Below are 22864 nucleotides of genomic sequence, written 5' to 3'. Positions count from 1 at the left end.
TTGAGGAATATAACAATCATCGTTATCAGTGGGGCTTAAAGAAGATGACCCCGGTACAATACCGGAGTCATCTATTAGCAGCTTAAGCACCTTTTTTTAAACTGTCCGTAAAATGGGGCTCAGTTCATCATTGGATGGCTTTTCCTTTTTATTCCCAATCTTCATATTTGACAATTCCACCTGTTAAATCAAGCTCTGATCGATCTCCTTTGTAGTATAGCTTTCCATTTTCAGATACAATTAAGTTTTCGTACGTATAAACTTTTTTTCCACTTGGTAAAATGATGATGATTTTTTCCCCTGGTTCGTCTTCCTTAGGTTGATCAGTGACATTGGCATTATTTGAGTAAAGCTTTGCTACTAAAAGGAAAAGTACGCTGAGACAAACTACTAAAAAAACAATTTTCAAACTAACCCAAGGTTTTTGCGTCAAGTATCGCTTTAATTGACTCACTCTTGTTCTCCGCCTTTACTTCAATCTACCTTTAAATCTATGCAGGAATAAGATGGAAGTTTCCTTTTTTCATAAAATCTATTAAACTACTTTAGAATGGTTTTTTTTAATAATAGACGGTAAATTTACAACAATATTGGTAATGTATGATAGAAACATACAACAAACGTCCTGTTCTTGAGTAAGAATAAGAAAATGACAGGTACTTGCTAGGTCAATTGTCCAATTTTTTAAATCGACAAATTGTGATATGTTATGCATACATACGAAAATGAGGAAATAAAGGAAATGGAAAAGATGAAAAAAAATATGGCATTAATTTTTAAGACGATTGATGGTGTCTCTCTTTGGAAAATTAATAGAATGCTAAAGAAGCTTTCTAGATCAAAATTAATGATTTTGGAGCAAATAAAGGATGAAAAAATTGTTATTCATCTTCCTTCCAAAAAGGAGAAAGAAGTAACGAGTCTGGAAATGAAAAGGCAATTGCTTAAAGAAGTAGTTCAATTGGATGGTTTTGAATCCTTCAATGTAAGTGTATTAGAAAATTGTCGACCAATTTACAAAGAACAAATTACACAATTTGGTCTGTATCGTTGGATTGAACTTCCTTTGCCAAATCAGATTCAATACGAATATAATTTTGCTGAAATGAAAGAATCTATTATTAATAATTATGAAATGAGACCGATCATGTAGGAACAAGAGCCTCCCCATTTGGGGAGGCTCTTGTTTATTTTACTTGTCGCCCCAGTACAAGCCGCCTCCGCTTTTTCAATCCAGCTCCAGCGGCTAGGGGCTCGGGTCATAAGCCACCCTCCTCCAGAAATCAGGATTTCCTGCGGAGTGCGTCTTATGCCTGTCGCCCCAGTACAAGCCGCCTCCGCTTTTTACCTAAAAAAGGGCTTTTGACTATTCGCACATTTTGGGTTTCTTACATAGGATATATTGACTTACAACTAAGGAGGTAATTTACATGTCAGAAACATTTGGTGGATACGGCGGAGGTTTCGCTCTGTTAGTAGTTTTATTTATCCTTTTAATTATCATTGGTGCTTCTTGGGGCTATGGTTTCGGTTATTAATAATTAACTAAAACAATAAAAGGAGGAATTTACATGTACGGATACGGATATCCTTACAGCGGTTGCGGTTATCCAGCAGTTGGTGGAGTTGGGTACGGTGGTGGCTTCGCGCTAATCGTTGTACTTTTCATTCTATTAATCATCGTTGGTGCTGCTTGCTTTAAGTGGTAATAATAAAGAATGAAGGTGGGGTCTCTCACCTTCATTCCTTTTATAAACGAAAGAATTGTTTTGTGTTTACATACAGTGTTTCATATGTCTTTTCCACTGGGATAGCTTTCAATTCAGAAAGCTGTCTTATTGTTTGATGAATCATGTTAGGATGTGTCATTCTGCCGCTAAACGGTCCTTTAAAGGGCCAGGGACCGTCTGTTTCAACCATGATTTGTGAAAGGGGAAAACGCTTAGCGATATGTTGAATTTCTTTTTCATAAAGAAGGTCAGGAGTTATTGAGATGAAGTGTCCGTTCTGAATGATTCGATCCATATCAGTGTCTGCTCCTTTAAACCAGTGGAAATGAGCATTTTCAATACTATGTTTTTCTAACATAGCACAAACGGTTGGCACGTCCTCATAAATGGCATGAAGCGAGATTGGCAAGGTTTTCTTGCTAGCCAGCATTACCCACTCTTCAAGTAGTTCTATATACGGTCCTAGAGAGGAGTTCCAGGAAGGTGAAGTCCGTAAGAAATAGGGGAGGCCAACTTCTCCAACCGCAATCATCTCATCGAAATGTGAGTTCACCCATTGAAAGAGGTCTGCCATTTCTTCGTCTGAACCTATAGCTTGCTCAGGGTGAAATCCAAACGCTGATTTGACTTGAGGGTAGATCCTTGAAAGAAAAGAGTTTCTTTTGCAAGATTCTAAGTCATAGGAAACGCTTATGAGCATTTCAACTTCGTCAAGTGTCTCCATCATCGTGAGGACCTCTTCATCTATATACTTATCTAGATGTATATGGCAGTCTATAATTTTCTTCATTCCTGACCAACCTTTTCTTTTAAGAAATCATGAATCATTTTTTTGTGGCGAAGAAACTCTTCAGAGAACATCAACTCCTCATTTCTTGGTCGAGAAAAGGGAACGATAACTTCTTGTTTAATTCTTGCAGGTTTATCAGATAACACGAGTATTCGGTCGGAAAGAAAGAGTGACTCCTCTATATTATGGGTAACAAAAATAATTGTTTTTTTGTACTGTTCCCAAATCGAAAGTAGCCATAACTGCATTTCATGACGAGTTAATTCGTCTAAAGCTGAAAATGGTTCATCTAAACATATGATGGGCTGGGGACTTAGGAGTGCACGTGAAAATGCAACTCTTTGCTTCATACCTCCTGAAAGTTCGTGAGGAAAAGCATTTCTATACTCCATTAGCCCCGCTTTCTGCAGCATTTCATCTGCGGTTTTGTAATTTTTTTTAGCTTTCAGCTCTTGACCTAGAACGACATTTTGAATGATAGTACGCCAAGGCAGTAAGGAAGGGGTTTGAGGCATATAACTAATATGTCCTCTGTTACCTGTAATGTCATTTCCTTCGAGAATAATGGACCCTGTATGTGGAGACTGTAGTCCACCAATTAACTGGAAAATCGTACTCTTCCCACTACCAGAGGGACCAAGAATGGTTACGAATTCCCCGTTCTTAATAAAGAGGTTGAGATCATTTAAAATTTGTTTATCTCGATATGAAAAAGACACATTTTGTAATTCAAGAAGCTCCACGATTTTTCTCCTCAGCTTTCCAACGAATAATAAATCTCTCCAACCAATTGATCACGATAAAAAATAACAAACTTAATAGCATAATGAGAAATATGGCAACAAACACCCGGTCTGTTCGAAACGATGAGGAAGAAAGCGTCATATAGACTCCAATCCCATTCTCTGATCCTAACCATTCAGAGATAACGGCCCCCATGACACTATAGGTCGCTGAAATTTTCAGGCCTGAAAAGATGGAGGGAAGGGCAAATGGTAATTCAAGTTTCCAAAATAACTGTCGTTTAGTTGCTCCTGCCATCTGCATATAATGGAAGAGATCTGGAGCAACCTGGCGAAATCCATCCATGGCTGAAATCGTAATGGGAAAAAAACAAACCAGAGTGATTACAATTAATTTTGGTAATAGACCGAAGCCAAACCATATAACAAGAAGTGGAGCCAGTACGATAATGGGTATATTTTGCGATAAAATAAGAAGCGGATATAATGATTCTTTTAAAAAAGGGATATTATGTAAAATAAAGGCGGTTAACAGACCTACGGTAACTCCAGAAACAAAGCCTAGAAAAATAAGCTTAATGGTGGATGTAAGATGTACAGAGACACTGCTCCAGCCATTTATGAGCTCGTTAAAAATTTGTGATGGAGTTGGGAGAAGCCAAGTTGGAATCTCAGTAATTCTTGCGGTGAATTCCCAGCCAATGAATAAAAGGAGGAGAACAAAAATTGGTCTCCACCCTTTTTGTAATTTTTTTATCATGAACGATATTTCTCCGTAAGTGTATCCATTTTTATACCACTTGGTTGATAAAGAATCTTCACCTGCGAAATAACATTGCTGCTTCCCATTTCTATCATCTTTTCATTCATTTTCGTAATAATTGCAAAAAGTTCCTGAAGATCACCCTCCATAGTTGTTTCCAAGGGATGAACCTCATACTTTACTCCTGATGCATCAATAATGGCTATTGCTGCATCGACGTAAGGAATCACATTTTCCCCGTTTTTTGTCTTCGGGATTATTTGTATACTAACAAGTGCGTTTGTCATATAAACAACTCCTATTGTGGTAAAAATTCATTTGTAAAGGCTTTTTCTGCTTCTAACTCAGATTCTAGCAACCCATTCTCAAGCATCCAAGAAGCATAGTTTTCCCATACTTCTAAACGTTGCTCACCCCATTGGTCTGCATCGTCTTGATATTTGGTTGCGAGCCATTCCTGACTTTTCTTTACAAGCTCTGCGTCAAGCTCTGGAGCAGCTTTGATCAGGACGTCCGCCGCATCGGAAGGATGTTCGATAGCGAATTCATAGCCTTTTGAAGCGGCTTTAACAAAAGCTTTTACTGTTTCTGGATCGTTGTTAATCATGTTTTCACTAGTTGTTAACACAGGTGTGTAGTAGTCAAGCTTTTCGGAGTAATCGGTTAAGTAGACCATATTTATGTCTTCTCCTCGTAATTCCGCTTCCACGCCTGTCCAACCGTAGTATATCCATGCAAAGTCAATATCACGTTCAACAGCAGTAAAGAAGTCGGCATCACCAATGTTTACAATATTCACCTTTTCTACATCAGCTTGCTCCTGCTTCATAATGGAGTCGATGACAGATTCTTCAACAGGTGAACCCCAACCACCGTATGTTTTTCCTTCAAAATCCTTAGGAGACTGAATGTTTTTAGAAGCAGGTGATGCGAAACCAGATGTGTTGTGTTGAATGACTGCAGCTATAGAAACAAGAGGTACGCCTTGAACTCTAGCCTGTGTAATACCCTCTTGATAACCTACACCAAAGTCTGCTTTCTCTGAAGCAACAAGTTGGTCAGCACCAGCCTCTCCAGGCATCTGAATATTCACATCAAGACCTTCCTCTTCAAAAAAGCCTTTTTCTTTTGCAACATATAGCCCTGTGTGATTTGTATTTGGGGTCCAATCAAGAACGACAGTTACTTTTTTTAAGTCAGTGCTTGATTCCTCTTTTTCTGTTTGTTGTTCATTTGTTTCTGAACATCCTACGAGTAACACAGAAGCTGCTAATACAGCAATCCATTTTTTCATTTCTTTCTCCTCCAATGGTATAAGTAGGAATATGAACTGGACCTTGTGACGTCAAAAAAACGCCGCAGTTTTTGAACCGGGCGCATATATTTAAACAAGTGTATTGTCTAAAGAATATGTTCCCTACGCTGGTATCATCCAGATCAGGTTCAAAGGGTCAGCATCAGTTGGATGCACTCTCAACCGGTCTTCACCGGTCCCCCTACAATTCTTACCTATTTAGTTTGATTTCTATCTCATTATAGCAGAAATTATTTTCTTGAAAAGGAAGAACTTTCATGAATAAATGAACATAATGATATGTTTGTGATTGCTTTTGTAAAGAACACATTGCAAACTTCCTACAGTCACGATAAGATTGAAGTTATGGATGAATTTGTGTTAGGAAAGAAAGGAATTTCTATAATGGCAAAAAATTTTAAAGATGATGTACAATCGCGTCGCACATTTGCGATCATTTCCCACCCGGATGCTGGGAAAACGACATTAACAGAAAAGTTATTGTTATTTGGTGGAGCCATTCGTGATGCGGGAACAGTTAAAGGAAAGAAAACGGGTAAGTTTGCAACGAGCGACTGGATGGAAATTGAAAAGCAACGTGGTATTTCAGTTACGTCGAGTGTGATGCAATTTGATTATAATGATTGTCGAGTGAATATTCTTGATACACCAGGTCACCAAGACTTCAGTGAAGATACGTACCGTACTCTTACTGCTGTTGATAGCGCGGTCATGATTATCGATTCAGCAAAAGGGATTGAGGAGCAGACCTTAAAGCTATTTAAAGTATGTCGAATGAGGGGTATTCCAATTTTTACCTTTATCAATAAGCTTGACCGTCAGGGGAAATCACCATTAGAACTTTTAGCTGAACTAGAAGAGGTTATGGGAATAGAATCATACCCGATGAACTGGCCGATTGGAATGGGGAAAGAATTTCTAGGGATATATGACCGTTTCTACAAGCGAATTGAACAATTCCGTGTGGATGAGGAAGAACGATTTGTCGGGTTAAATGAAGATGGAGAAATAGAAGGAGATCATAAACTAAAGCAATACTCCTTGTATGACCAAACGTTGGAGGAAATCATGCTATTAAATGAAGCGGGGAATGAATTTTCTCGTGAAAGAATAGCAAATGGGGAACTAACGCCTGTATTCTTTGGCAGCGCCCTAGCGAACTTTGGTGTTCAAACTTTTCTAGAAACATATCTTCAATTTGCTCCTTCACCTCAAGCACGTGAATCTACAGAAGGAAACATTGATCCATTATCAGAGGATTTTTCTGGCTTTATTTTTAAGATTCAAGCAAATATGAACCCTGCTCACAGGGACAGAATTGCCTTTTTACGTGTATGTTCAGGGAAATTTGAAAGAGGGATGACTGTCAATATTCCACGTTTAGGAAAGTCAATGAAGCTTTCTCAATCCACACAGTTTATGGCTGATGACAGAAACACGGTTGATGAAGCGGTTAGTGGAGATATTATTGGTTTGTATGATCCAGGTACGTATCAAATTGGAGATACACTGACAGTTGGGAAAAACAATTTTCAATACGAAAAGCTTCCACAGTTTACTCCTGAACTCTTTGTTCGAGTTTCTGCTAAAAATGTAATGAAGCAAAAGTCTTTTCATAAAGGAATTCAGCAGCTTGTCCAAGAAGGTGCCATTCAGCTCTTCCGTACGGTTCGAACAGATGATTATTTGTTAGGGGCCGTTGGTCAACTCCAATTTGAGGTGTTCGAGCATCGGATGAGAAATGAATACAATGCAGAAGTATTAATGGAAAGACTAGGTTCAAAAATTGTGCGTTGGGTTGAAAATGAAGAAATAAATGAAAATCTTTCTAGCAGTCGAAGCCTATTAGTAAAGGATCGCTATGATAAGAAAGTATTTCTTTTCGAAAACGATTTTGCTCTTCGTTGGTTCCAAGAAAAAAATCCAGACATTACACTATATAACCCTATGGATGATTACCAATAAGTACCTAGAAGTCCTCGTAGCAGAGGGCTTCTTTTTTCTATGAAAAAATGCAGCTTTTGGTATAATAGTATTGATTCTTAAGACCTGGAGGAGCTTTTATGAAAAAATGTACCGAATGCGGAGTTAGTTACCAAATTGATACCTCAGGGTACTTATTTATCGAGGGAATGAATACTGAAAATACTTTAACTGAGTATGAATACTCTTCGTTTCAGGAATTAGAAGAGCATTTAAAAACATTGACTATAGATCTGAAAAACCGTCCGGATATAAAAGCAGCTTTATCCAGTAATAGAGTAAAACCAACATTGATGACGACATTACCTATTTTATTTGAGAGGGTAAAAAATCGTGATGTTGTTCAAGTTATTCAAACTGGCGAGTTAATTGGCCATTTACAACCTATTATCGATTTACAGAATAACCAATTATTTGCATTTGAATCTCTATTACGGACAAATAGCATGAACCCAATTCCACCAGGGCAGCTATTTCAGGTGGCAGAAAATACAGGACTACTATCGATGCTTGACCAAAGGGCAAGAGAGGTTGCTATACAGACTCGTAGAAAGTATATAAAAAAAGGGGTCAAAAGTTTTATTAATTTTTTGCCTTCGACCATTTATAATCCGGAATTTTGTCTGCAGCATACTTTTCATCTAGTTAATAGATATGGAATTGATCCAACCGATTTAGTATTTGAGGTTGTGGAGACAGAGAAAATTAAAGATGTTGAACATTTGCAAAAGGTGTTTATTACGTACAAAAAACAGGGGATGAAGGTGGCCCTTGATGATGTAGGATCAGGTTTTTCTACAATTGACATGCTAGAACTGTTACATCCTGATTATGTAAAAATTGACCGAAGCTACATTGATCACTGCGATCAAGAGAAGGAAAAGCAAAAGTTTTTAAGGGAAGTTCAACTAGTTGCAAAAGAACTAAACATTCAAGTTCTGGCAGAAGGAATTGAAAGAATGGAAGAACTAGAGTTGTGTAGAGACCTCGGCATGAACCTAGCTCAAGGGTATTTTATTGGAAAACCAAAAGCAGGGGATCAATATATAAATATACAACTTTAAGAATATTTTTTATGTAAGCTTCTCCAATATTGGGGAAGTTTTTTTTGCAGAGAGTTTGAATACAACGCTTATTTGCATACGATATTGTGCTTCTTTTATAATATGGGGCATAAAAGCTTTCAGTCAGCTGAATCTGTTAGGGTTTGAGAGGAGTTAGCGATGGAATGAAGATTAGTGAATATGCTATAAAAAGACCAGTCTTTACAATTGTCACGATGTTCTTAGTGCTCATTCTAGGAATTGTTTCGTTAGTAAATATCCCATTAAAGCTAATACCGGAGATAAAACCTCCTGTAGGTGTGGTAGTAACGAATTATCCAGGTGCAAGTCCTGAGGAGATTGTAGAAAAAATAACAAAACCACTGGAGAGTAACTTAGCCACCCTGCCTGGAATAAAAACACTAACCTCAACTTCGCAAGAAGGCGCAAACTTTATCCTTCTTCAATTTTCTTGGACGACACATATTGATGAAATACAGGATGAAATTATTCAACGTATTGATTTAACAAATCTACCGGACGATGCAGAAAAGCCCAGGTTCTTAAAATTTGACCCTTCTCAGTTTCCCGTAATTCAACTATCGTTAAGTGCGGAAGAGAATGAGGAGATGTTGAGACAGTTAGCCCAGGAATTAGAACTGGAGTTAACAAAAGTAGATGGAGTTGCAAGTGTAAATTTATCTGGAACCTCTGAAAAGGAAGTTAGGGTCGAACTTGATCAGGAAAAATTAAAGGCTTACTCATTAAGTCAAGGTGATATAGTTGATTTGATTCAGGCTAACAATATTTCAATGCCTGGTAACCCTATCCTAACTGAAGGGAAGCAATTAACAACAAGAATAATATCCACCCTTGATTCTATAGACACATTAAAAAAATTAACCGTGTCAATGGATCCTTTATCGGGTGATGAGATTCATTTAGGTGATGTAAGTAATGTAAAACTAGAAAATCGGGATGATCGTACCATTACCCGCACAAATGAAAATCCTTCTGTTCTTCTTAGTGTTCTTCAGCAATCTGATGCAAATACGGCAGAAGTATCTAAAGCATTTGTTCAAGAATTAAAGAAACTGTTGGAAAACGAAAAATATAAAGAGATACAGTCAGATATTATTTTTGATCAAGGGGAATACATAAAAGAAGCCATACAAAATATAACAACTTCCTTACTCCTTGGTGGCCTATTTGCAATGGTCGTTCTTTTTCTCTTTTTAAAAAATGTAAAAAGCCCACTGATTATCGGAGTTTCTATTCCGTATTCAGTTATTTTTACCTTTGTATTAATGTACTTTTCAGATTATACACTAAATATTATGACTCTTGGAGGACTAGCATTAGGGATTGGAATGTTGGTGGACAACTCCATCGTGGTTATAGAAAATATTTATCGTCACTTGGCGTTGGGCAAAGATGCTAAGGACGCGGCTCGTGATGGCTCACAAGAGGTGGGTGGGGCCATCACCGCTTCCACTCTTACCACTGTTGCGGTCTTTTTACCAGTTGTTTTTATTACAGGAATTATTGGAGAGCTTTTTAAAGAATTTGCTGTGACCATTTCGTTTAGCTTAATAGCGTCGTTGTTAGTGTCGTTAACGGTAGTTCCTATGCTAGCAAGTAGGTTATTAAAGACCTCTATACTTAATGTTGAGAAGGAAAGACAAAGCTCCAATGTTCTTCTTCGACTTGAAGGGGGAGTGAGATGGTGTTTACAACATCGAATACTCGTTTTAATCATTTCGACTTTGCTATTAGTAGGAGGAGGGTTTAGTTTAACAACTGTAGGTATGCAGTTTCTACCGAAAACGGACGAAGGATTTTTTACCATTCGTGTTAAGTTAGGAAATGGAATGGCGTTGTCAGAAACAGAAAAAGTTCTAACTTCCATGGAAGAAGAACTTAAAAAGGAATCGGATGTTGAGACATATGTTAGCCTAATTGGAACAACACAGGAGGGCTCCTTCAGAGGAGCAAGAAACGCGAATGAAGCAGAGATGTACGTAAAAATGAAACCGCTTAATGAACGTACACGCTCCATCTTTCAATTCGCGGATGATGTAAAGGAATCGATCGAAGAGGCAGCAAAGTCCACCAATAAAACCGCTAAACTATCATTTAATATGCAGTCAACTGCTGGGTCGAATCCTAATACCCTTACATTCAGCGTCATGGATACGAAAAAGGTGAGGCTAGAAGAATCGGTTGGTAAAATCTATGAAAGATTAAACAAACTGAACGAAGTAAATGAGGTTACAACAGACTTAATGGAACAGCTGGAAGAAATTCAGATCACGGTGAATCGTAAGGAAGCATTAAAGCAAGGCTTAACACCAGCAGCTGTTGCGATGATTGTAAATAACGTGACTCGTGGGAGTGTTGCCACTCAGATCGTAGATGACGATTCAGAAATCCATCGAGTAATTGTTGAATATGATAAAAGTGTAGGCGAAAGTATGGAAAGTATAAAAGGATTGCTAATAAAAAACCCTGCTGGAAAATACGTGGAGTTAGGTGATGTCACTGATATTAACCGTGGATATGGGCCTGTCAAAATAGAAAGAATTAACCAACAGGCTGCTGTTCAATTCACTGTAAAGTATAAAGATTCGACGAATCTGGGTTTTATATCAAGAAGAGTGGATCAAGAGATAGAAAACCTGAAACTAGCTGATGAAACAGAAGTTGTTTTTAGTGGCGATCGTGAATTGCTTGATAGTGCATTAGATCAATTGTTATTAGCATTAGTCTTGGCGATTACGTTTGTGTATCTCGTTATGGCAGCACAATTTGAATCCTTGAAATATCCGTTTGTAATCATGTTTACGGTTCCGTTAATGGTGATAGGAGTTGCCATCGCTCTGACCATTACAAACACGCCAATTAGCTTGACCGTTATCATTGGAGTGATTGTTCTAGCAGGTATCGTCGTTAATAATGCAATTGTAATAATAGACTATATCAATCAAAAGAAAGATCATGGAATGGAAACGACTGAAGCAATTGTAGTATCTGTAAAAGAACGGTTTCGCCCAATTCTAATGACCGCTTTGACAACAATTTTGGGACTTGTTCCGCTCGCGCTCGGAATAGGAGATGGTACAGAAATTAATCAGCCTATGGGGATTACAGTGATTGGTGGGTTAATCAGCTCGACCTTCTTAACATTATTTGTTATCCCAGTTGTTTATAGCCTATTTGATAGAGGAATTAAGAAAAGGAATGGAAATATTGCCTAATGTCGAAAAATGTAGGAAAAGTCTTGAGAGTTCAAGTGATAATTCTTCTATATTTCGTACAACCTATAAGTAATGAAAATTAGCTGGTGATTAGGATGAAAAAACAAGGGAAGTTAGAAGCTGTATTGTGGAGTATTGCGCTGCCTGGATTTAGTCAGCTTCTTCGGGGAAGCTACGTAAAAGGGGTACTATTTGTACTACTTGAATTTGTTGTTAATGTAATGAGTAATTTCAATGAGGCCATTATGTTAAGTTTTTTATGGGAGATAGATCAAGCATTTGCAGTACTTGATTATCAATGGCTGATGTTTTACCCTTGTCTTTATATGTTCGCTATGTGGGATGCATATCGATCTGCCATGCCAGAAACGGAGGAATACTCTTATCTTCCTTTTGCATTCGGAGCTTATTTGGTTACGGTCGGATTGATGTTATCAAAAAAAGTGAAGCTTTTTGGTGTCGTTTTTGGGCCTATTTTTCTTCCGATGATTTTTTTGGTTCCTGGATTGCTTATTGGTTTCGTGATCAGATACTTAATTTTGAGAGCAAAGGTACCAAAAGTGAAGTTCTAACTCTATGTTAGAACTTTTTTTGTTTTTTCTACTTTTACACCCCCATAGTATTCACTTGTTGCTCGTAGGTATTTAGTGACTAGAAGATAGCGGCCGCTTCTTACAATACAACTGAGGTGAATGAGATGAACAAACATACAATCTTTGATACAAACAAAATCATAAAAGGGGCCTTAGCCATTGTTTTAGCTGGTTCACTTTCATTAACAACAACAACTGCATTTGCAGATGAAAACGAGAATGCGGAAACGCAAGTAACTGAAACAACAGTTACAAATGAAGAGACGAATACAAATGAGGAAGTTATCTCATTAGATGATGCCCTTGTTGATGAAAATACAGAAGAAACAGAAAATCCAAAGCTATTACCAGGAGATTTCTTCTATTTTGCAAAAACAGCATTAGAAAAAATTCAGTTAATCTTAACTTTTGATGATGTGAAGGAAGCAAAGCTATTTGCTGAATTCGCAACAGAAAGATTAGCGGAAGCAGAAGCATTGTTCTCAGCAGGTAAAGAGGAAGAGGCTTTAGCTGTAATGGAAAAAGCTTTAGAAAATTTATCTGTTGCTGAAGAGACAGTAACTGAAAATACAGATGCAACTGAGGAAACAACAGAAGAAGAGGTTGATTCTACAGAAGCAACAGAAGAAGTAGATGCAACGATTGAAATTATTGAGAACGATGAAGAAGTTTTTGAAGAAACGGAAAAAGTAGAAAAGCAAATTGCTCAAAATATCATTTCACTAAAGGCTAATATGGAAAAAGTAAAAAATCCTGTAGCTAAAGCTGCTCTTGAGAAGAACATCAAAAAAAGCTATGCTAAGCTAGCTGAAAAAATGGCTAAACTTGAAGAAAAAGCTTCTGAAGAAGAAAGCGAAGAAGTGACTCCTGTTGTAACAGAAGAAGGAACTACTGAAGAAGTAGCTGACGAAACGACTACTGAGCAAACAGTTGTTGAGGAAAACACAGAAGAGGTAACTTCTACAACTCCTGCTCCAGCTACTGTAACAAATCAAGTGAAAGCTGATCAAGCGCAAAAGAAAGCTGAGAAGCAAGAAGCAAAGCAAGTAAAGAAAGCTGAAAAACAAGAAGTAAAACAAGCAAATACACAACAGAAATCTAATGCATCTGAACAAAAAGGAAACGGAAAAAACTAATTTTCCTTCATAAAAAGAGGCCATTTTTAACAATGGCTCTCTTTTTTCCAAAAGCTTACCCTTAAAAATCCCAACAAAGTATCGTATGATATATGGTGATAAGTGAGGTGAAGCTGTTGTTAGGTTTATTATTTTTACAAAAAAAGAAAAAGCGAACATTAGAAGAGACTGTTTTTGCCATTCAAAATGGAGACCAAGGACTTCAAAATGAACTCATTCATCAATATAAACCCTTTATTGCAAAATCTGTATCTTCCGTTTGTAAAAGATATATAAGTGAAACAGACGATGAGTTTAGCATTGGATTAATTGCGTTTAATGAAGCGATACAAAAATATAGTTCAGATAAAGGCAGCTCCCTTCTTAGCTTTGCTGAGGTTATTATAAAAAGGCGAGTAATAGATTATATACGTCAGCAAATCAAGCATCAAAATCTATCAATGGATGTCAATGGATTTGAGGAAACGGACGAAGAGGTTGCTCAGTCAAGTCTAGAAGCAAATATGTCGCTTGAAGAATTCTACAAGAAAACGGACGAAGAGTTAAGAAGGCAAGAAATCATACATTTCTCAAAGCTTCTAACAGAATTTGATCTGTCTTTTAGTGATTTGGTAGAGAATTCTCCAAAGCACGCGGACGCAAGAAAAAATGCGATGCTTGTGGCAAAGGAAATCGTTTCTAATGATGAGATTAAGCAAATATTAGTAGAAAAAAAGAGACTTCCAATTAAGCAAATTGAGGATTCTGTGAGTGTTAGCAGGAAGACGATTGAACGAAATCGAAAATATATTATTGCTATATCTATTATCTTAATGAATGACTATTTATATTTACAGGATTATGTCAAAGGGGTGTTGGAAACGTGAAACAAGGCATCATAATGGAAGTTAATGATCGTTTTTTAACATTATTAACCCCCGAAGGTGAATTTTTAAAGGCACCTAATCAGAAAAGGAATTATCAAATAGGACAAGAAATCTCCTTTGTTCCGGTAAAGAAAGAAAGCTTCTTCAACGGATGGAGCAAAGTTCTTCATAAAAAAACAGCAGGCATCCTTGTCGCGGCATCTCTGCTACTTTTATTTACTTTTATTCCATCAAGAGTAGATAATGAAGTTTATGCTTATATGTCGATAGATGGAGAATCAAGTATTGAACTTGCAGTAAATAAAGATCTCGAAGTTATAAACGTGATTGCTTATAACGAGAGCGGCAAAGAAGTGATTGCTGATATTAATTGGAAAAACGAGCAAGTTGATAAAGTATCATCTGAAATCTTATCTAGTATCGAAAACCAGGAAGTCAACACTGAAACGAAGGAAATCGTTGTTGGAACGGTCTTTGCTGGTACTCAAATTAACAAAACAGATGAAAAACTACATCAGGTGATTGATTCATTAAAGAAAGAAGCTGAAGTGGAAATTGCCGATGTTCAAGCGACTGCTGAAGAAAGAAAAGCAGCAAAAGAACAAGGAGTGTCAGTTGGTAAATACAAATCTCAGCAAGCAAGAGAGAAAGTAAAGGAAAAGAAAGAAGATCACTTGAAGCAAGAGGAGACATCAGTAGAAACACCTGCTCCAAGCGTGACTGAACCAAATAACAATACAACAAACATACCTGCAACTAATAATAATGGGAATGGAAATGCCAATCCAAATGCTCAAAAAGATGAGCTGAATCAACAACAAAACTCTGGAAATGGTAATTCTAATCAAAACAATCCCGGACAACAAAAGAATGAAATAAAAAAAAATGAAAAAAATATAAGTTCAGGAAAGAAAGAAGAAAAATTAAATAATGGTAATAAAGAAGAAAAGCCCCGCAAATAATGCGGAGGCTTTTTGCCATTTGATATGAAGTTTTTAAAAGTTACGACCTGACATTTGTGCCTGTGCTTGTTTGACAAGTCGCTTTGTAATTTCTCCACCAACTGAACCGTTACCTCTTGATACTGTATCTCCACTTAACGTAACGCCAAATTCTTGAGCGATTTCGTATTTAACTTGATCTAAAAATTGCTCCACACCTGGAACCAAAAGCTTGTTACTATTTCTTGCCATAATCTCAGCTCCTTTTAAGTAATTACAGAGAAAATTTCTCTGTATGTGTAGTATGCAAGCAATGACTAAATTACATAAGTGGTAAGTTTTCGTATTTTAGGGAAAAGTGTTATTAATCTTTCCCATGGCTAACATCTTTTGTAGGGTGCATAAAAGGATATCCCTTTGGCTTTTTCTTACTTTCCACAAGGTCTCTATTTTCACTTGTATTCCAACCAATATCGTTTGTTGGATGTACCCATTCATCTCCTGACATAATCGCAGGGTCCGTATCCTCACTCCATTGTTCTAATGGTGAATTTGGAGAAGCATATTGGCTATCTCCGATAACAACTCCTTGAGAGTTAATGAATGGTGGTTGAATGGTTATTCCTGTTCCTTTGAAGTCAGGAGAGTTTATTTGATGTGGCAAGGTCCCGTCGATTGAATAATTTTCTTCCATCTTTTTTTTCTTTTTGCTCATAGCATTCATCCCTTTTTCTTTTATATTTTAGTTTTTAGTGGATTTTTATTAGTAGAAATTGAAGACAAAAAAAGGAAGAGTGAAACATGAAAGAAGAGTGAAAAATATATGTAGTTCCATTTAAGGAGGAATGAAAAATGGCTAAAAGAAAAGCAGAGCGAGATGCTGCCGTAAAATATAGCAAAACACCTAAGAAAAATGTGAATGAATCTGAATTTTCAGCAGAGTTCACTTCTGAAGAAAACACGATGAAGGGATTTAATCGAAACTCTAAAAAAGGAAGAAAAGGTAGATCTTAATGAAAAATAAAAAACAAACACCAAATGTTGAATTTGGAAGTGAGTTTGGTGATATCAATGCAGCAAAACATTATGAAGTCCCACTAATGAATAGTGAAAAAAAGCAAAACAATAAGAAAAAGCAAAATAAGAAAAACTAAGGAGGTGCTTAAAAAGCCCTCCTTAGTTTTTTGTTATTTTTTAGTTCCGAATAATAGTGATTGTTGTTTAGTTGGTTCAAAGTAGGCTAAAAGACTTGTTTTTCCTCGTTTAAATACACCTGTTTGCATATATTCTTGATAGTCAAAAGAAAGCTCTTCTACGATGGAGTGCTTGTAAAGCTCCTTTTCTTTTATCCCTAAAGCAACAAAATCTTCTCCTAATAGGCGAGGATCCTCAAGGAACATGTGGTAAAGTGCTGATCTCTCATCTTTCTCAAGACGATCTTCCCACCAGGATTTTCGTGGTTTAAATTTAGCATTTTCCAAATAATCTATCTTCATTAAGCTTAAGATGATATCTTGGTCAGGAAGATTGCTGGATTTAATAAAGTCAAACAAGCGCATAAATAAATCTTCTAGCTGGTGACCTATTCTAGACCATCCCCTATTTTCCCAATAAGATCCAAATTGTTGGAAGAATTCAAAGGGAGAAGAGAACGAGTTCGTAACAATATATTCAATCGTATGGTCCATACGATGATCATTCCAATACTTCTCTAGCACATCTTCAACCTGTTTAATTTTAATAATATCATCAAAGGATAACACATTATTCCCTAGTATTTCATAAGGAGACTGGTCCATATAAATGTACTGGTGGTCTGCCGCTCGTAAACGTAAGCCAGTACCTCTAAGCATTTTTAAGAATCCTAATTGTAATTCCTCAGGTCGCATCTCAAATACATCATTAAAAGTCTTTTTGAACGTATCATAATCTTCTTCAGGGAGCCCTGCAATTAAGTCAAGATGCTGATCAATCTTCTTACCTTCTTTAACCATCGTTACAGTACGAGTAAGCTTTTCAAAGTTTTGTTTTCTCATCACAAGTTCATTTGTATAATCGTTTGTAGATTGAACACCAATTTCAAAGCGGAATAAGCCTGGAGGTGCTTCTTGGTTTAGAAATTCGATAACCTCAGGTCGCATGATATCAGCAGTAATTTCGAATTGAAAGACTGTACCAGGTAAATGTTCGTCAATAAGAAAACGGAACATTTCAAGAGCATAACTACGGCTAATATTAAAGGTACGGTCAACAAACTTAATCGTTTTTGCACCATTTTTCATTAAATAACGAATATCATCTTTTATTTTTTCACGATCAAAATAACGTACGCCTACTTCAATAGAAGAAAGGCAAAATTGACAACTAAAAGGACATCCTCGACTAGTTTCAATATACGACACTCGTTTTCCTAGGTGTTCAATATCTTCTTTAAAACGGTATGGAGAAGGCAGTTCACGTAAATCGAGCTTATGGCGCTGTGGATTTAGTTTGATTTCTCCTGTTTCGGTACGGTAGGAAATTCCAGCCACTTGAAGATAATCTCTTTCAGAGTCTAGCTGTTGAAGGAGATTTTTAAATGTTTCCTCTCCTTCCCCAATGACGATGAAATCAAATTGAGGTACTCTTTCCATCCATTCCATCACATCATAAGTTACTTCGGGACCACCTACAACAATTTGAATCGAAGGATTAATTTTTTTGATCATACTAATTACTTTTATTGTTTCTTCAATATTCCATATATAACAGCTAAATCCAATTACATCCGGCTTTCTTTGGACAAGGTCCGTCACTATATTCATAGTTGGATCCTTAATCGTATATTCCGAAAGCTCGATTTCAAATTCAGGTGCTGCATAAGCTTTAAGATAACGAATAGCTATATTTGTATGAATAAATTTTGCGTTAAGTGTTGCTGCAATAACTTTCATCTTTTGCTCCTTTGTGTTTCTTTATACAATCAGTATATTTTATCATATTTTCTCCAAATATAGAGAAGGGAAAACATAACATACATAGGGATAGAAAAAAAGGAAGCCAAAGTCTTAATGACTGAGCTTCCTTTTTTCTATAAATTGTTGAAATCTTATAAAGAATTGCTTCATGCGTGACATCTTTAGTTCGATTAAAGGCTGCGCAAAGGTCGTAAAAAGCTTGCTAGAGAGCAGCACTGTAATAACAAATGAAATTAGTAGAAGTAAGAAGAAGGTTTCCATATTATAAAAATAATCTTGTACTTCACTATGTCGGAATGGCTGAACAATAAATCCGTGAAGCAAATAGACGTAAAGTGTATTTTTCCCAAAGGGAGTAAAGAATAGTTGCCTTTTAGGAATGAGTGAGAAGAAGGATAGAACCAGCATAGTACTAAGCAAAAGAAGTCCCAATCTCATCATAGGTGCAGTATAGATTTCCGCGCCTAGTGCTTCGTAAGGTTTTGATCCAAATAACCATTGATAGTTCATGTCAGGTGCTACATAAAAACCAGTGAAGACAATAGCAAATAAAATAAATGATGCTGCTCGGAACGGTGCACTTGTAAGTACTTTAAAATGCTCCTTTTTTAAATAAAACCCAAGTAAAAAGAGCGGGAAAAATACAAATGTCCTTGAGAGACTTAAATAATTCGTCATCCAATCTACATAGCCAACAAGTAAACTTAGAATAACAGCCATCGTAAGAGCGATTTTTCTATCCACTTTCGTAAAAGCAAATAAAAATAGATTCCAAAAGAAAAGACTCATTAAAAACCAAAGTGACCAATGGGGATCGAAGGGGTCCACAACAAAAGTCTCTTTAGAATCTAAAAAGAAATAGAAAATCGAATAGATTAGTTGGAAAATTAAATAAGGGATAATTAATTTAAAGGAAATTTTCCGCAAATAGCCTTCCTTCTGAAATCCTTTAGCAAAGTAGCCTGAGATAAGAATGAAAGCTGGCATATGAAAGGTGTATATCGTTTTGTATATAGTATAGACCGTATGATGGTCTTGAATGAACGATTGGATTAAGTGACCAAACACAACAAAAAAGATTAAAATAAATTTTGCATTATCAAAGTAGTAGTCTCGTTTTTTCATCTTATCCTCCTTCCGAAAGTCTACTATTTCTTACCCTCTTTTTCTAGTCATAAAACCTGACACTTTTTGCCAACCCTCTTTCTTCTCTGTTTTAGTACAAAAAAATATCTGTTATATAACGGATTTTGCTTAATTGTAGAGGGAAAAATCCAAAATAAAGGTGCTGTTTCATAAAAATAATGCAATTGTTTGATATTTATCACAGCGTAAAATGGTTCATTGCCTTAAAATTTAAACAATTACGTTTCGTTTTGGGGGGAGCTTATGTCAATTTTACCTGTTAAAAATGAATTAGGATTTTTTGAAATACGATTGGAATCTATTGGAGGATTAGGTGCGAACTTAGCTGGAAAAATGTTAGCTGAATCTGGAGTACTTGGGCACGGATTAAATGGTTCAAACTTTTCTTCCTATGGATCAGAAAAGAAAGGTTCACCCGTAAAAAGTTTTATCCGGTTTTGTGATGCTGAAGTTGCCATTAGAGATCATAGTCCAATAGAGCAGCCTCATGTGATTGGAGTTTTTCACGAGGCTTTATATAAAACCGTTGATGTCGTAAGCGGTTTAACTGGTGATGGTATTGTATTGGTTAATTCAACTAGAGATTTTGATGTCGTGAAAAAAGACTTGAAACTAAACTATGGTACATTGGCCATCGTTGATGCACTTGGCATTGCCGTTGAAGAAAAAACAAAAGTGAATACTGCTATGCTAGGTGCCTTATTCCGCATATGTAGTTTTTTAAATCCAGACAGCATGAGGAATGTTATTCGAAAAACATTTGAAAAGAAATATCCACACTTAGTTGAACCGAATATTCGTACATTTGATCGTGGATATAATGAAGTGCAATTCAAAACGTACAAGGTACCAGTGGGTGCTGAAGGACGATCCTTTACAAGATCTGTGCCGCAACTAGGATATAACACACAGGCTATTGGGGGAGTAATGATTTCTCAAGCGAATAGTATTTTGAAGGATTTAAGTGGCTCTAGACAAGGGTTTATACCGGAATTCCATCAAGAAAAATGTATCAATTGTGCTGCTTGCGATACAGTTTGTCCTGACTACTGCTTCGTTTGGGAAGAAGGAGAAGATAAACGAGGTCGGAAACAGACATTCCTTAAAGGAATTGACTATCAATATTGTAAAGGCTGTTTAAAATGTGTAGAGGCTTGTCCGACAGAAGCATTAAATGACCTTAGAGAAGTGATTGGTTATGCAAAAGAACATTCGGTAAAACAATACTTTCCATTTGTAGGAGGTGTAAGGTAATGGCAACTTTAGAAAAAGAATTACAAGCAATGGGTTTGCCTGAACAATTAGCTACATTTGAATCTGGGAATGAAATGGCGGCTATGGCAGCTGCACAAATCAACTATCATCTAATGGGATACTTTCCTATTACCCCATCAACAGAGGTGGCACAGTATTTAGACCAGATGAAAGCTCGTGGAGAGCATAATATAAAATTGATTGCAGCGGATGGAGAGCACGGGTCGGCAGGGATTTGTTACGGAGCTGCTGTAACCGGTGCACGTGTGTTTAATGCAACAAGTGCAAACGGATTAATGTATATGCTTGAACAGCTTCCGGTTCAATCTGGCACGAGATTCCCGATGGTTATGAATCTGGTTACTAGATCTATTAGTGGGCCGCTAGATATAAGAGGAGACCACTCGGACTTATATTTTGCGTTAAATACAGGCTGGGTAATATTAACAGCAAGAACGCCTCAGGCAGTATATGATATGAACATAATGGCTCTAAAAATAGCTGAGCACTCAAAGGTCAGATTACCGGTAATTGTTGCTTATGATGGTTTCTTTACTTCACATCAAAAGCGTAAGGTAAACTATTTTAAAGATCGAAAAGTAGTACAAAATTTTGTAGGCGAATGTCCAACTGATTATCATTTTGCTCGAGATCCTAAAAAACCTGTCACTATCGGAGCTCATATGAATGGGGACGATCTATTAAACAATCATTTCCAGCAATCAGAAGCCATGTATGCGGCTGGCGATGTTTTTAAAGAGGTAGCAGAGCAGTACAAAAAAATATCAGGTAGGGAATATCCTGTACTTGACCTGTACGGGATGGAGGATGCAGAAGTTGCTTTATTCTTATTAAATTCTGCCGCCGAATCTGCAAAGGATGTAGTAGACCAGCTCCGAGCTAAAGGAATAAAAGCTGGGGTAATTAGTCCGAATATTATTCGTCCATTCCCTTCTGAACAGATTCGTGAGGCACTGAAAAATATAAAAGCACTCCTTGTTGGAGAACGGGCAGATTCATATGGAGCAAACGGACCAAACCTTACTCATGAGGTGAAATCTGCCTTACAGGAAGATAAAGAAAATCAAACACTTGTATTAAGTCGTGTGTTCGGACTTGGAGGCAAGGATTTTTACGCGGATGATGCGGCGAAGTTTTTTGAGCTTGCACTTGATGCAAAGGAAAAAGGCTATGTTGAGAAAGCATTTGATTACTATGGACATGTGCCTGGTGAAGTTGAAAATGTGCTGAAACCAGTTATAGAACATCAGTATGGAGATACATTCAAAACGGGGTTAATTGAAGTGAAACAAGATGAAGAAACGAACAAGCTCAAAGTAAAAATCCCGCCTTTACGAGCTTTGACGACAAAGCCAAAGAGACTAGCATCAGGACATGGTGCGTGTCCAGGCTGTGGAATCTTTCCAGGACTTGAGCTATTCTTTAAAGGGATAGAGGGAGATGTGGTAGTTTTATTCCAAACAGGATGTGCGTATGTTGTTACAACTGCGTATCCACATTCATCACATAAGCAAACCATGATCCATAATTTATTCCAAAATGGTCCTGCAACTCTATCGGGAACTCTTGAAGCATTTTTAGAGTTAAAGGAAAGAGGAGAAGTACCGGTTTCAGATGATGTTACGTATGTGATGATTACTGGTGATGGTGGCATGGACATTGGGATGGGTTCTGCAATTGGAACGGCCTTAAGAAATCATAAACTAATTATGCTTGAGTATGACAATGAAGGTTATATGAATACTGGGTCACAAATGTCTTATTCTACTCCGATGGGGCATATGACAAGCACAACCAATGTAGGTAAAGCACAGCAAGGAAAGGCATTTCATCATAAAGATACGGCACAAATAATGGCATCAACGAATATTCCTTATGTGTTTACAGGTACAGAAGCATTTCCGCAAGATTTGATAAAGAAGGCGGCAAAGGCACAATGGTATGCTCAAAATGTAGGAACGGTTTATGGAAAGATCTTAATTACTTGCCCATTAAACTGGAAGTCTGAGGAGAGATTTGGTCAAACCATTATGGAAGCTGCTGTAAATTCATGTTTCTTTCCTCTATATGAAGTGGAACAAGGGGAAACGACTATTACGTACAATCCGGAAGATAAGAAAAAGCGTATACCTTTGTCAGATTGGTTAGCCTATATGGGTAAAACTAAACACTTACTGAAGGAAGAAAACAAGCCAATGCTAGATGATTTTGGTAAGGAAATAGAAGCGAGATGGCAACGTCTAAAGGCGAAGCACGAAAATCCATTTTTATAAAAGGGAGGAGCAAAGTTAATGACTTTGCTCCTTTTACTTTTGGATTCGAAATA

At 37.0% G+C, this 22864-nt stretch carries 25 protein-coding genes and 1 riboswitch; of the genes, 15 read left to right on the top strand and 10 right to left on the bottom strand.

All coding sequences use genetic code 11. The annotated features are described in order from the left end of the window. Nucleotides 1–86 (top strand): IS3 family transposase (locus M3175_RS23015; RefSeq protein ID WP_251518632.1); only part of this gene is annotated, 86 nt, incomplete at its 5' end. 62 nt (nucleotides 87–148) lie between these two features. Here M3175_RS23015 and M3175_RS23010 read toward each other — a convergent pair. Next, complete coding sequence (locus tag M3175_RS23010; protein WP_251523955.1) at nucleotides 149–454, bottom strand: hypothetical protein; 306 nt, start codon at nucleotides 452–454, stop codon at nucleotides 149–151. A gap of 288 nt (nucleotides 455–742) precedes the next feature. Between M3175_RS23010 and M3175_RS23005 the strand changes: the two genes are divergently transcribed. The 3 genes from M3175_RS23005 (at nucleotide 743) to M3175_RS22995 (ending at nucleotide 1709) form a co-directional block, all read left to right on the top strand. Then, nucleotides 743–1153, top strand: a complete 411-nt coding sequence (locus M3175_RS23005) for a hypothetical protein (protein WP_251523953.1) — start codon at nucleotides 743–745, stop codon at nucleotides 1151–1153. 277 nt (nucleotides 1154–1430) lie between these two features. Next, the gene (locus M3175_RS23000) at nucleotides 1431–1538 is read left to right on the top strand and encodes a YjcZ family sporulation protein (RefSeq protein ID WP_119707305.1); all 108 of its coding nucleotides are present in this window, start codon (nucleotides 1431–1433) and stop codon (nucleotides 1536–1538) included. Nucleotides 1539–1571: 33 nt separating this feature from the next. After that, nucleotides 1572–1709 (top strand): YjcZ family sporulation protein, encoded by a 138-nt coding sequence (locus tag M3175_RS22995; protein WP_251523951.1) that lies wholly within the window; start codon nucleotides 1572–1574, stop codon nucleotides 1707–1709. A 40-nt stretch (nucleotides 1710–1749) separates the two neighbouring features. Here M3175_RS22995 and M3175_RS22990 read toward each other — a convergent pair whose 3' ends face one another. From M3175_RS22990 to M3175_RS22970, 5 genes are read right to left on the bottom strand one after another with little or no spacing between them, the layout of a single operon-like run. Beyond that, entirely contained in the window at nucleotides 1750–2520 is a 771-nt protein-coding gene (locus M3175_RS22990) for a TatD family hydrolase (RefSeq protein ID WP_251523948.1), read from the bottom strand. Next, a complete protein-coding gene (locus M3175_RS22985) occupies nucleotides 2517–3263 on the bottom strand; it encodes an ABC transporter ATP-binding protein (RefSeq protein ID WP_251523946.1) in 747 nt (248 codons plus the stop codon). The genes M3175_RS22990 and M3175_RS22985 overlap by 4 nt, the downstream gene beginning before the upstream one ends. Then, a complete protein-coding gene (locus M3175_RS22980) occupies nucleotides 3250–4023 on the bottom strand; it encodes an ABC transporter permease (protein WP_251523945.1) in 774 nt (257 codons plus the stop codon). Before M3175_RS22980 ends, M3175_RS22985 begins: the two co-directional genes overlap by 14 nt. After that, entirely contained in the window at nucleotides 4020–4313 is a 294-nt protein-coding gene (locus M3175_RS22975; protein ID WP_251523943.1) for a thiamine-binding protein, read from the bottom strand. The genes M3175_RS22980 and M3175_RS22975 overlap by 4 nt, the downstream gene beginning before the upstream one ends. 11 nt (nucleotides 4314–4324) lie before the next feature. Next, the gene (locus M3175_RS22970) at nucleotides 4325–5320 is read right to left on the bottom strand and encodes an ABC transporter substrate-binding protein (RefSeq protein WP_251523941.1); all 996 of its coding nucleotides are present in this window, start codon (nucleotides 5318–5320) and stop codon (nucleotides 4325–4327) included. Nucleotides 5321–5423: 103 nt separating this feature from the next. Continuing rightward, a riboswitch (TPP riboswitch) is annotated at nucleotides 5424–5534 on the bottom strand. A gap of 191 nt (nucleotides 5535–5725) precedes the next feature. Here M3175_RS22970 and M3175_RS22965 point away from each other — a divergent pair. The 7 genes from M3175_RS22965 to M3175_RS22935 all read left to right on the top strand — a co-directional run bounded on the left by M3175_RS22965 (nucleotide 5726) and on the right by M3175_RS22935 (nucleotide 15181). Beyond that, on the top strand, nucleotides 5726–7306 hold the full coding sequence (locus tag M3175_RS22965; protein WP_251523965.1) for a peptide chain release factor 3: 1581 nt from the start codon (nucleotides 5726–5728) through the stop codon (nucleotides 7304–7306). Nucleotides 7307–7404: 98 nt separating this feature from the next. Continuing rightward, on the top strand, nucleotides 7405–8388 hold the full coding sequence (locus M3175_RS22960) for an EAL domain-containing protein (protein WP_251523939.1): 984 nt from the start codon (nucleotides 7405–7407) through the stop codon (nucleotides 8386–8388). Between the two features lie 164 nt (nucleotides 8389–8552). After that, complete coding sequence (locus M3175_RS22955) at nucleotides 8553–11624, top strand: efflux RND transporter permease subunit (RefSeq protein WP_251523938.1); 3072 nt, start codon at nucleotides 8553–8555, stop codon at nucleotides 11622–11624. A 95-nt stretch (nucleotides 11625–11719) separates the two neighbouring features. Next, nucleotides 11720–12196, top strand: coding sequence for a hypothetical protein (locus M3175_RS22950; protein WP_251523936.1), 477 nt, complete (start codon nucleotides 11720–11722; stop codon nucleotides 12194–12196). Between the two features lie 125 nt (nucleotides 12197–12321). Further along, entirely contained in the window at nucleotides 12322–13353 is a 1032-nt protein-coding gene (locus M3175_RS22945; RefSeq protein WP_251523934.1) for a DUF5667 domain-containing protein, read from the top strand. Nucleotides 13354–13469: 116 nt separating this feature from the next. Beyond that, nucleotides 13470–14219 carry an RNA polymerase sigma factor SigI gene (gene sigI, locus M3175_RS22940; protein ID WP_285852440.1) on the top strand — a complete coding sequence of 250 codons (750 nt, stop codon included), beginning with the start codon at nucleotides 13470–13472 and terminating at the stop codon, nucleotides 14217–14219. Then, nucleotides 14216–15181, top strand: a complete 966-nt coding sequence (locus M3175_RS22935) for an anti-sigma factor domain-containing protein (protein ID WP_251523930.1) — start codon at nucleotides 14216–14218, stop codon at nucleotides 15179–15181. The genes sigI and M3175_RS22935 overlap by 4 nt, the downstream gene beginning before the upstream one ends. Nucleotides 15182–15214: 33 nt before the next feature. Here M3175_RS22935 and M3175_RS22930 read toward each other — a convergent pair whose 3' ends face one another. Continuing rightward, on the bottom strand, nucleotides 15215–15412 hold the full coding sequence (locus tag M3175_RS22930) for an alpha/beta-type small acid-soluble spore protein (RefSeq protein ID WP_119707319.1): 198 nt from the start codon (nucleotides 15410–15412) through the stop codon (nucleotides 15215–15217). Between the two features lie 112 nt (nucleotides 15413–15524). Continuing rightward, nucleotides 15525–15875 carry a DUF3905 domain-containing protein gene (locus tag M3175_RS22925; protein WP_251523928.1) on the bottom strand — a complete coding sequence of 117 codons (351 nt, stop codon included), beginning with the start codon at nucleotides 15873–15875 and terminating at the stop codon, nucleotides 15525–15527. 137 nt (nucleotides 15876–16012) lie between these two features. On the opposite strand from M3175_RS22925, the gene ykzP reads away from it, so the two are divergent. After that, on the top strand, nucleotides 16013–16174 hold the full coding sequence (ykzP, locus tag M3175_RS22920) for a protein YkzP (protein WP_251523926.1): 162 nt from the start codon (nucleotides 16013–16015) through the stop codon (nucleotides 16172–16174). Beyond that, the gene (locus M3175_RS22915; RefSeq protein ID WP_251523924.1) at nucleotides 16174–16314 is read left to right on the top strand and encodes a hypothetical protein; all 141 of its coding nucleotides are present in this window, start codon (nucleotides 16174–16176) and stop codon (nucleotides 16312–16314) included. The genes ykzP and M3175_RS22915 overlap by 1 nt, the downstream gene beginning before the upstream one ends. Nucleotides 16315–16347: 33 nt before the next feature. Here M3175_RS22915 and M3175_RS22910 read toward each other — a convergent pair whose 3' ends face one another. Together M3175_RS22910 and M3175_RS22905 are read right to left on the bottom strand one after the other, a co-directional pair. Next, nucleotides 16348–18093, bottom strand: a complete 1746-nt coding sequence (locus M3175_RS22910) for a B12-binding domain-containing radical SAM protein (RefSeq protein WP_251523922.1) — start codon at nucleotides 18091–18093, stop codon at nucleotides 16348–16350. 114 nt (nucleotides 18094–18207) lie between these two features. Beyond that, complete coding sequence (locus tag M3175_RS22905) at nucleotides 18208–19242, bottom strand: acyltransferase family protein (protein WP_251523915.1); 1035 nt, start codon at nucleotides 19240–19242, stop codon at nucleotides 18208–18210. A 264-nt stretch (nucleotides 19243–19506) separates the two neighbouring features. On the opposite strand from M3175_RS22905, the gene M3175_RS22900 reads away from it, so the two are divergent. Next, nucleotides 19507–20517 carry a 2-oxoacid:acceptor oxidoreductase family protein gene (locus tag M3175_RS22900; RefSeq protein WP_251523913.1) on the top strand — a complete coding sequence of 337 codons (1011 nt, stop codon included), beginning with the start codon at nucleotides 19507–19509 and terminating at the stop codon, nucleotides 20515–20517. Next, nucleotides 20517–22811, top strand: a complete 2295-nt coding sequence (locus M3175_RS22895) for a thiamine pyrophosphate-dependent enzyme (protein ID WP_251523910.1) — start codon at nucleotides 20517–20519, stop codon at nucleotides 22809–22811. Before M3175_RS22900 ends, M3175_RS22895 begins: the two co-directional genes overlap by 1 nt. Nucleotides 22812–22864: the final 53 nt, after the last annotated feature.

It is taken from the genome of Robertmurraya korlensis (assembly GCF_023715225.1).
Taxonomy (GTDB): domain Bacteria; phylum Bacillota; class Bacilli; order Bacillales; family Cytobacillaceae; genus Robertmurraya_A.
Note: the sequence above shows the minus strand (reverse complement) of the source record. Positions and strands in the feature narration are given on the sequence as shown.

Excerpts from the sequence above, each read along its gene's own strand:
- M3175_RS23005 (WP_251523953.1), top strand. The coding sequence starts at position 743 with ATGGAAAAGATGAAAAAAAATATGGCATTAATTTTTAAGACGATTGAT.
- M3175_RS23000 (WP_119707305.1), top strand. The coding sequence starts at position 1,431 with ATGTCAGAAACATTTGGTGGATACGGCGGAGGTTTCGCTCTGTTAGTA.
- M3175_RS22995 (WP_251523951.1), top strand. The coding sequence starts at position 1,572 with ATGTACGGATACGGATATCCTTACAGCGGTTGCGGTTATCCAGCAGTT.
- M3175_RS22990 (WP_251523948.1), bottom strand. The coding sequence starts at position 2,520 with ATGAAGAAAATTATAGACTGCCATATACATCTAGATAAGTATATAGAT.
- M3175_RS22980 (WP_251523945.1), bottom strand. The coding sequence starts at position 4,023 with ATGATAAAAAAATTACAAAAAGGGTGGAGACCAATTTTTGTTCTCCTC.
- M3175_RS22975 (WP_251523943.1), bottom strand. The coding sequence starts at position 4,313 with ATGACAAACGCACTTGTTAGTATACAAATAATCCCGAAGACAAAAAAC.
- M3175_RS22970 (WP_251523941.1), bottom strand. The coding sequence starts at position 5,320 with ATGAAAAAATGGATTGCTGTATTAGCAGCTTCTGTGTTACTCGTAGGA.
- M3175_RS22965 (WP_251523965.1), top strand. The coding sequence starts at position 5,726 with ATGGCAAAAAATTTTAAAGATGATGTACAATCGCGTCGCACATTTGCG.
- M3175_RS22960 (WP_251523939.1), top strand. The coding sequence starts at position 7,405 with ATGAAAAAATGTACCGAATGCGGAGTTAGTTACCAAATTGATACCTCA.
- M3175_RS22955 (WP_251523938.1), top strand. The coding sequence starts at position 8,553 with ATGAAGATTAGTGAATATGCTATAAAAAGACCAGTCTTTACAATTGTC.
- M3175_RS22950 (WP_251523936.1), top strand. The coding sequence starts at position 11,720 with ATGAAAAAACAAGGGAAGTTAGAAGCTGTATTGTGGAGTATTGCGCTG.
- M3175_RS22945 (WP_251523934.1), top strand. The coding sequence starts at position 12,322 with ATGAACAAACATACAATCTTTGATACAAACAAAATCATAAAAGGGGCC.
- M3175_RS22930 (WP_119707319.1), bottom strand. The coding sequence starts at position 15,412 with ATGGCAAGAAATAGTAACAAGCTTTTGGTTCCAGGTGTGGAGCAATTT.
- M3175_RS22925 (WP_251523928.1), bottom strand. The coding sequence starts at position 15,875 with ATGAGCAAAAAGAAAAAAAAGATGGAAGAAAATTATTCAATCGACGGG.
- ykzP (WP_251523926.1), top strand. The coding sequence starts at position 16,013 with ATGGCTAAAAGAAAAGCAGAGCGAGATGCTGCCGTAAAATATAGCAAA.
- M3175_RS22915 (WP_251523924.1), top strand. The coding sequence starts at position 16,174 with ATGAAAAATAAAAAACAAACACCAAATGTTGAATTTGGAAGTGAGTTT.
- M3175_RS22910 (WP_251523922.1), bottom strand. The coding sequence starts at position 18,093 with ATGAAAGTTATTGCAGCAACACTTAACGCAAAATTTATTCATACAAAT.
- M3175_RS22905 (WP_251523915.1), bottom strand. The coding sequence starts at position 19,242 with ATGAAAAAACGAGACTACTACTTTGATAATGCAAAATTTATTTTAATC.
- M3175_RS22900 (WP_251523913.1), top strand. The coding sequence starts at position 19,507 with ATGTCAATTTTACCTGTTAAAAATGAATTAGGATTTTTTGAAATACGA.
- M3175_RS22895 (WP_251523910.1), top strand. The coding sequence starts at position 20,517 with ATGGCAACTTTAGAAAAAGAATTACAAGCAATGGGTTTGCCTGAACAA.